1 protein-coding gene is annotated in these 1,295 nt (G+C 40.8%); it reads right to left on the bottom strand.

Annotation, left to right across the window (positions count from 1 at the left end):
• Nucleotides 1-372: 372 nt before the first annotated feature.
• Nucleotides 373-543 (bottom strand): hypothetical protein, encoded by a 171-nt coding sequence (locus tag F8S12_RS03450; protein WP_196514808.1) that lies wholly within the window; start codon nucleotides 541-543, stop codon nucleotides 373-375.
• Nucleotides 544-1,295 lie beyond the last annotated feature (752 nt).

The following is a 1,295-nucleotide window of genomic DNA, read 5'->3' on the forward strand; positions in this document are numbered from 1 at the left end:
TGGTCAATTCAACCACTGGATTCCCTGGACTCTTACCGCTATTGCTGAAAGATGCGGCGGGAATTGACTCCAGTGAAGTTAGGGTTATTCGTGTTGCGCCCTACTTCGCAATAAGTTGCTTTTTTTTAGACCCGGTTTCACCGTAGGAACTCCCTGTTAGCGCCAGTGTCAACCCGCAACGGCTGTCTGATTGCGCCCTGTTCCCAGCTTCACTCTACAAGAACCGAGCTTGTTCGGTGTGGGCAGGTAAGGAGTCAATTCTGAGTCTGAATGGCAAGACTTGCACTTGCATCTGACCGAGAGTTCAGCCTTAATGTCAGTAATCTGCTGACGGGCTGGATTAGTTATTTACGGACTGATTACCGTGATTCACTAATCAACGAATCGCACTTCAGCCTTACGCCAACTTTTTGCATTAACTTGAGCGGTGAAGACTATGCCGTTCTGATCAGTCAACTCGATTTGAATTTTTTTATTCTCTGCTGGTTTAGCATCAGGCAGTGAGCCGCTAAATTTTATTGTCACTTCGCTTTTGACTTCCATACCTTACCCCTGGCTCATCATCAATTCAAAATTTTGACTCTCGTGATTTTATCTTGGATTAAGTTGACCGAGAAGATTGGAGATTGAAGATCGCAGATTGCTTTATTGTTTGTTTTTGGTACAAGCCCAGCAGGAAAGTGGGCGGAATAAATCTAAAATTGTCAATCTCAAATCTACAATTGTTTGACGCAACCTGCGGGAACAGATTCAACATTAAATCTACAAAAATTTACCCCGTTTTTGACCCCTTGTTAAGAATTGTTCCTAAAAGGCTAAAACGCCTATACCGTAATGCCTTCAGCCTTTGTAAATAAATCTTGTGAAAGACTACAATTGTGCTTTTATTTTGCTGTTTTGTGCATTACACCGAAAATCGCCAAAATTCCCGATTTTCACCAATTCTCACCAATTAAACTCAATATATCCCAATCCTACAGAACGCAAATTCAAATTCATCGCTGATTTTTTTACCTCTTCAACATCTTCCAGTCACCAAATTCTCATTAGCTCAATAATTCCCAATAAATCCCAAAAGTCACCCGATTTATCCCAATATTTACCTACTAATTTTAAACACGCTTTAGAGTGCATAAACTTTGTAATCCATCTTTTTTTGACGCACAGTACGCCATATTTGGCGGAAAGTTTTTGACAGCCAAAATTTAAAAGTAGAAGCCGAAGCAACAGCCATCAAAAATACTACTGAATAACTACATAGTTACGACAAAAGCCACCTCAGAGTTCACCCCTCT

Source organism: Nostoc sp. WHI, assembly GCF_015714725.1.
Classification (GTDB): domain Bacteria; phylum Cyanobacteriota; class Cyanobacteriia; order Cyanobacteriales; family Nostocaceae; genus Nostoc.